The sequence below is a fragment of the Streptomyces sp. NPDC107521 genome, assembly GCF_055598485.1.
This window is the reverse complement of the sequence record NZ_JBVKAT010000003.1, coordinates 324,019-330,071: the sequence shown is the minus strand read 5'-3', so window position 1 is coordinate 330,071 and position 6,053 is coordinate 324,019. Positions and strand designations below refer to the sequence as shown.

Below are 6,053 nucleotides of genomic sequence, written 5' to 3'. Positions count from 1 at the left end.
CGGACACCCCCCGGACCCCCGGCCCGGGGAGTGCTCGGCTTCCCGTGGTCGTGTGGTCAGCCCAGGGCCTTGCCCGGGAGTTCGACCTTCGCCCCCGGCTCCATCAGCTTCTCCATGCTGTGCCGGCCCGGGGGACACCCCCCGGACCCCCGGCCCGGGGAGTGCTCGGCTTCCCGTGGTCGTGTGGTCAGCCCAGGGCCTTGCCCGGGAGTTCGACCTTCGCCCCCAGCTCCATCAGCTTCTCCATGAAGTTCTCGTAGCCGCGGTTGATCAGGTCGATGCCGTGGACGCGGGACGTGCCCTGCGCGGCGAGGGCCGCGATGAGGTAGGAGAAGCCGCCGCGCAGGTCGGGGATGACCAGGTCGGCGCCCTCCAACTTGGTGGGGCCGGAGACGACCGCCGAGTGGAGGAAGTTGCGCTGCCCGAAGCGGCAGTCGGAGCCGCCGAGGCACTCGCGGTAGAGCTGGATGTGGGCGCCCATCTGGTTCAGGGCGGAGGTGAAGCCGAGCCGGGACTCGTAGACCGTCTCGTGGACGATGGACAGCCCCGTGGCCTGCGTCAGGGCGACCACCAGCGGCTGCTGCCAGTCGGTCTGGAAGCCGGGGTGGACGTCCGTCTCCAGGGCGATGGACTTCAGCCTGCCGCCCGGGTGCCAGAAGCGGATGCCCTCGTCGTCGATCTCGAAGGCGCCGCCCACCTTCCGGAAGGTGTTCAGGAAGGTCATCATCGACCGCTGCTGCGCGCCGCGGACGTAGACGTCGCCCTCGGTCGCCAGCGCCGCCGACGCCCAGGAGGCGGCCTCCAGACGGTCGGAGAGCGCCCGGTGGGTGTAGCCGCCCAGCTCGTCCACACCGGTGATGCGGATAGTGCGGTCGATGTCCAGGGCGATGATCGCGCCCATCTTCTGCAGGACGCAGATCAGGTCCTCGATCTCCGGCTCGACCGCGGCGTTGGACAGCACCGTGACGCCCTCGGCGAGCACCGCCGTCAGCAGCACCTGCTCGGTCGCGCCGACCGACGGGTACGGCAGCCGGATCTTGGTGCCGCGCAGCCGCTGCGGGGCCTCCAGGTACTGGCCGTCCGCCCGCTTCTCGATGCGCGCGCCGAACTGCCGCAGCACGTCGAAGTGGAAGTCGATGGGGCGCCCGCCGATGTCGCAGCCGCCCAGGCCCGGGATGAACGCGTGCCCCAGGCGGTGCAGCAGCGGCCCGCAGAACAGGATCGGGATGCGCGAGGAGCCCGCGTGGGCATCGATGTCAGCGACGTTCGCGCTCTCCACATGGGTCGGGTCGAGCACCAGCTCGCCGGGCTCCTCGCCCGGACGGACCGTCACTCCGTGGAGTTGCAGCAGTCCGCGGACGACGCGCACGTCGCGGATGTCCGGCACGTTGCGCAGCCGGCTCGGCGCACTGCCCAGCAGGGCGGCGACCATGGCCTTCGGTACGAGGTTCTTCGCACCGCGGACCCGGATCTCGCCCTCCAGCGGGGTTCCGCCGTGGACAAGGAGTACGTCATCAGCGCCGTTGACGGTCATGGATCTCGCGTTTCGTGGGTGGGGTCCAGGGGGCACAGGAGGGAAAGGGTAGTCGCCCCGCACCCCCCCTTCGTAGGCCCGGACCGGTTCCCGCCACGTCATGGGTTCGTCACAACACGCTGCGCTCCGTGACGGGTGCGGAGGGTCACGGGGGGCGCGTGCGCGGGGCCCGGTTCACCCCCGTGCCCCCGATTGCCTCCCCGCCCGGGGGGAACATGCGGGATCATGTCAGGCATGACCGAGGTGTCCTCGCTCGCGGGACGGCTGCTCGTGGCGACGCCCGCCCTGGCGGACCCGAACTTCGAGCGTGCCGTGGTGCTCCTGCTCGACCACGACGAGGAGGGCTCCCTCGGCGTGGTCCTCAACCGGCCGACGCCCGTCGGCGTCGGCGACATCCTGGGCGCCTGGGCCGAGCTGGCCGGCGAGCCGGGCGTCGTCTTCCAGGGCGGCCCCGTCTCGCTGGACTCCGCGCTCGGCGTCGCGGTCGTCCCCGGCGGCGCGCCGGGCGGGCGCGCCCCGCTGGGCTGGCGCCGGGTGCACGGCGCCATCGGCCTCGTCGACCTGGAGGCCCCGCCGGAGCTGCTGGCCCCCGCCGTCGGCTCGCTGCGGATCTTCGCCGGGTACGCGGGCTGGGGCCCCGGCCAGCTGGAGGGCGAGCTGAAGGAGGGCGCCTGGTACGTGGTCGACTCGGAACCGGGGGACGTGTCCTCCCCGGCACCCGAGGGGCTCTGGCGCGAGGTGCTGCGCCGCCAGCGCGGCGACCTGGCCATGGTGGCGACGTATCCGGACGACCCGTCCCTCAACTGAAGCCCCCGGCCTTCAGTACCCTTGGCGGTTATGAGCACTCTTGAGCCCGAGCGCGGGACTGGTACGGGGACCCTCGTCGAGCCGACACCGCAGGTGTCCCACGGCGACGGCGACCACGAGCGCTTCGCCCACTACGTCCAGAAGGACAAGATCATGGCGAGCGCCCTCGACGGCACCCCCGTCGTGGCGCTCTGCGGCAAGGTCTGGGTGCCCGGTCGCGATCCCAAGAAGTACCCGGTGTGCCCCATGTGCAAGGAGATCTACGAGTCCATGAGCGCCGGCGGCGACCAGGGCGGCAAGGGCGGCGACAAGAAGTAGCGCCCCGGCCCCCACCGCGCCGGGCCGGTCGGAGCCCCTGAAGTGCGTTTTGACGCATTTCGGGGGCTTTCGCGCGTTCTGCGCCGACCACGCGGTGTCTTCGCGTTGCACAGGATGCGTCGCGCGGTCACAGAGTGGTTGAGACCTCTTGTGGGCGCGTTCATGAAGTACCTAGCCTCCGAGGTGTTGTGCAGAGCAAAACCAGCATTGCGCATGCTGCAACGCCCCTTGACCGGAGGACCGCTCCATGAAGCTCCCCGCCAGACTGCCCGCCCGCCTGGCCGTGTTCCTGGCCGCCGCTGCCGTCAGCGCCACCGCCTGCGCCCCCCAGACCACCGACAACTCCTCCTCCGGCAAGGACGAGAAGAGCGGCACGCTGCGCGTCTGGCTCTTCCAGGAGGTCGACACCAAGCCCAAGCAGAAGGTCGTCGACGCCGTCCTGGCCGACTTCCGCAAGGAGCACGAGGGCACCAAGGTCAACATCGAGTACATCCCGGTCGAGACCCGTGCCCAGCGCATCAAGGCCGCCTTCAACGACCCCAAGAGCGCCCCCGACATCATCGAGTACGGCAACACCGACACCGCCGGCTACGTGAAGGACGGCGGCCTCCTGGACATCAGCAAGGAGTTCGAGGCCTGGGACGAGGCCAAGGACACCGACCCGACGGCCCGCCAGTCGGTCACCGTCGACGGCAAGGTCTACGGCGCCCCGTACTTCGTCGGCGTCCGCGCCCTCTACTACCGCACGGACATCTTCAAGGAGCTGAAGCTCGAGCCCCCGACGACCCTCGCGGAGCTGGCGACCGCCGCCCGAGCGGTCCGCGCCGCCGAGCCCGGCATGTACGGCATCGCCGTCGGCGGTGCCTACACCTACGGCGCCATGCCCTTCCTCTGGGCCAACGGCGGCGAACTCGCCAGTGGCAAGGACGGCTCCTACGCCTCCGGCATCGACAGCGCCGAGGCCCAGAAGGGGATCAAGGAGTACACCTCCCTCTTCTCCGACGACAACTGTCCCGCCGCCAAGTGCGCCGGGATGGGCGGCAACGACACCGTCACCGCGTTCGCCGCGGGCAAGGCGGGCATGGCCATCGGCGGCGACTTCAGCCACGCGGCCATCGAGGCCGGCAAGGTCAAGGGCAAGTACGCCGTCGTGCCGCTGCCCGGTGTGAAGGCCGGTTCGATCGCCCCGGCGTTCGCGGGCGGCAACAACCTCGGCGTCCTCAAGAGCACCACGCACCGCACGCTGGCCGTCGACCTGATGCAGCGCCTCGCCTCCAAGAAGACGCAGACCGAGATGTTCGACGCGATGGGCTTCCTGCCCACCTTCTCCGACGCGCGCCGCGACGTCGCCGAGAAGGAGCCGTTCGTCAAGCCCTTCGTCGACACCCTGGCCGCGGGCACCAAGTTCGTGCCGGCCTCGCCCGCGTGGGCCCAGATCGACTCCTCGCTGGTGCTGCCGACCATGTTCCAGGAGGTCGTCAGCGGCAAGAAGGACGTGGCCACCGCCTCCGGCGACGCGGCGAAAAAGATGAATGACGCGTTTGGCTCCGCCGGATGACCGTGGTACCCGGTGAACAGGGGGGCGCGGTGCGCTCGGCGGAGCGTCCGGACCCCGGTCCCGGCCGCCCGCGCGGCGCCCGCCCGCCCGGTCCCGCCCCCCGCCGCAGCGCGCGGCGGGGCGGGGCCGCCACCCCCTGGCTGTATCTCGCCCCCGCCCTGGTCGTCCTCGGCGGGCTGCTCATCTACCCCGTCTACCAGCTCGGCCTGATCTCCTTCCTGGAGTACACCCAGGCCCAGGTCAGCGGCGGGGAACCGACCACCTTCCAGGGCTTCGGCAACTACGCCGAGCTGTTCGGCGACGAAGAGTTCTGGCGGGTCCTGCTCTCCACCGTCGTCTTCGCCGCCGCCTGTGTGGTCTCCACCCTGGCCGTCGGCTGCGCGCTCGCCGTGCTGCTCACCCGGATCCGGGCCCTGCCCCGGCTGGCGCTGATGATGGCCGCCCTGGGCGCCTGGGCGACACCGGCGGTCACCGGCTCCACGGTCTGGCTGCTGCTGTTCGACGCGGACTTCGGCCCCGTCAACCGGATGCTCGGCCTCGGAGACCACTCCTGGACGTACGGGCGCTACAGCGCCTTCCTGCTCGTTCTGCTCGAAGTCGTCTGGTGCTCGTTCCCGTTCGTCATGGTCACCGTCTACGCCGGCATCCGGGCCGTCCCCTCCGAGGTGCTGGAGGCCGCCTCCCTGGACGGGGCCTCGCAGTGGCGGATCTGGCGCTCGGTGCTGGCCCCGATGCTGCGGCCCATCCTGGTCGTCGTCACCATCCAGTCCATCATCTGGGACTTCAAGGTCTTCACCCAGATCTACGTCATGACCAACGGCGGCGGCATCGCCGGCCAGAACCTCGTCCTCAACGTCTACGCCTACCAGAAGGCGTTCGCGTCCTCGCAGTACAGCCTCGGCTCCGCGATCGGCGTCGTCATGCTGCTGATCCTGCTCGTCGTGACGCTGGTCTACCTGCGGCTGCTGCGCCGCCAGGGGGAGGAGCTGTGAACCTCACGCGTCTGCGCGTACGCCGCCCGTGGCGGCTGGCGGCGGAGAGTTCGGCGCTGCTGATCGCCGTCGTGGTGGCCTTCCCGCTGTACTGGATGGTGCTGAGCGCCTTCAAGCCGGCGGGCGAGATCGAGTCGACCGAACCCCGTCCCTGGACGACGGCCCCCTCGCTGGACTCCTTCCGGCGGGTCTTCGGGCAGCAGGAATTCGGCCGCTACTTCCTCAACAGCCTGCTCGTCGCGGGAACCGTGGTGGTCGCCTCCGCGCTCATCGCGTTCCTGGCCGCGACCGCCGTCACCCGTTTCCGCTTCCGCTTCCGGACCACCCTGCTCATCATGTTCCTGGTGGCCCAGATGGTGCCCGTGGAAGCCCTCACCATCCCGCTGTTCTTCCTCATGCGGGACTTCGGCCAGCTCAACACCCTGGGTTCGCTGATCCTGCCGCACATCGCCTTCTCGCTGCCGTTCGCGATCTGGATGCTGCGGGGATTCGTCAAAGCCGTCCCGGAGGCCCTGGAGGAGGCCGCCTACATCGACGGCGCGAGCCGGACCCGGTTCCTGTGGCAGATCCTTTTCCCCCTGGTCTTCCCGGGACTCGTGGCCACCAGTGTGTTCTCCTTCATCTCGACCTGGAACGACTTCCTGTTCGCCAAGTCGTTCATCATCAGCGACACCTCCCAGTCCACGCTGCCCATGGCGCTGCTGGTCTTCTACAAACCCGACGACCCGGACTGGGGCGGGGTCATGGCGGCCTCCACCGTCATGACCATTCCGGTACTGGTGTTCTTCGTACTCGTGCAACGACGACTCGTCTCCGGCCTCGGCGGAGCGGTGAAGGACTGACC

General features: G+C 70.0%; 6 protein-coding genes. 5 read left to right on the top strand and 1 reads right to left on the bottom strand.

Features of this window, described 5'->3' with window-relative positions; genetic code table 11:
• Positions 1-187: 187 nt before the first annotated feature.
• The gene (murA, locus tag ACZ7LB_RS07440; protein ID WP_471465952.1) at positions 188-1,534 is read right to left on the bottom strand and encodes a UDP-N-acetylglucosamine 1-carboxyvinyltransferase; all 1,347 of its coding nucleotides are present in this window, start codon (positions 1,532-1,534) and stop codon (positions 188-190) included.
• Positions 1,535-1,768: 234 nt separating this feature from the next.
• On the opposite strand from murA, the gene ACZ7LB_RS07435 reads away from it, so the two are divergent.
• The 5 genes from ACZ7LB_RS07435 to ACZ7LB_RS07415 all read left to right on the top strand — a co-directional run bounded on the left by ACZ7LB_RS07435 (position 1,769) and on the right by ACZ7LB_RS07415 (position 6,051).
• Positions 1,769-2,341, top strand: coding sequence for a YqgE/AlgH family protein (locus ACZ7LB_RS07435; RefSeq protein WP_471465950.1), 573 nt, complete (start codon positions 1,769-1,771; stop codon positions 2,339-2,341).
• A 30-nt stretch (positions 2,342-2,371) separates the two neighbouring features.
• Entirely contained in the window at positions 2,372-2,659 is a 288-nt protein-coding gene (locus ACZ7LB_RS07430; RefSeq protein WP_161225731.1) for a DUF3039 domain-containing protein, read from the top strand.
• A gap of 247 nt (positions 2,660-2,906) precedes the next feature.
• Complete coding sequence (locus tag ACZ7LB_RS07425; protein WP_471465949.1) at positions 2,907-4,217, top strand: extracellular solute-binding protein; 1,311 nt, start codon at positions 2,907-2,909, stop codon at positions 4,215-4,217.
• Positions 4,214-5,209, top strand: a complete 996-nt coding sequence (locus ACZ7LB_RS07420) for a carbohydrate ABC transporter permease (RefSeq protein ID WP_471465947.1) — start codon at positions 4,214-4,216, stop codon at positions 5,207-5,209. The genes ACZ7LB_RS07425 and ACZ7LB_RS07420 overlap by 4 nt, the downstream gene beginning before the upstream one ends.
• Positions 5,206-6,051 (top strand): carbohydrate ABC transporter permease, encoded by an 846-nt coding sequence (locus ACZ7LB_RS07415; RefSeq protein WP_471465945.1) that lies wholly within the window; start codon positions 5,206-5,208, stop codon positions 6,049-6,051. The genes ACZ7LB_RS07420 and ACZ7LB_RS07415 overlap by 4 nt, the downstream gene beginning before the upstream one ends.
• Positions 6,052-6,053 lie beyond the last annotated feature (2 nt).

What these genes read in the sequence shown, in the direction of transcription:
- ACZ7LB_RS07430 (WP_161225731.1), top strand. Translation starts at nt 2,372, where the DNA reads ATGAGCACTCTTGAGCCCGAGCGCGGGACTGGTACGGGGACCCTCGTC.
- ACZ7LB_RS07420 (WP_471465947.1), top strand. Translation starts at nt 4,214, where the DNA reads ATGACCGTGGTACCCGGTGAACAGGGGGGCGCGGTGCGCTCGGCGGAG.
- murA (WP_471465952.1), bottom strand. Translation starts at nt 1,534, where the DNA reads ATGACCGTCAACGGCGCTGATGACGTACTCCTTGTCCACGGCGGAACC.
- ACZ7LB_RS07435 (WP_471465950.1), top strand. Translation starts at nt 1,769, where the DNA reads ATGACCGAGGTGTCCTCGCTCGCGGGACGGCTGCTCGTGGCGACGCCC.
- ACZ7LB_RS07425 (WP_471465949.1), top strand. Translation starts at nt 2,907, where the DNA reads ATGAAGCTCCCCGCCAGACTGCCCGCCCGCCTGGCCGTGTTCCTGGCC.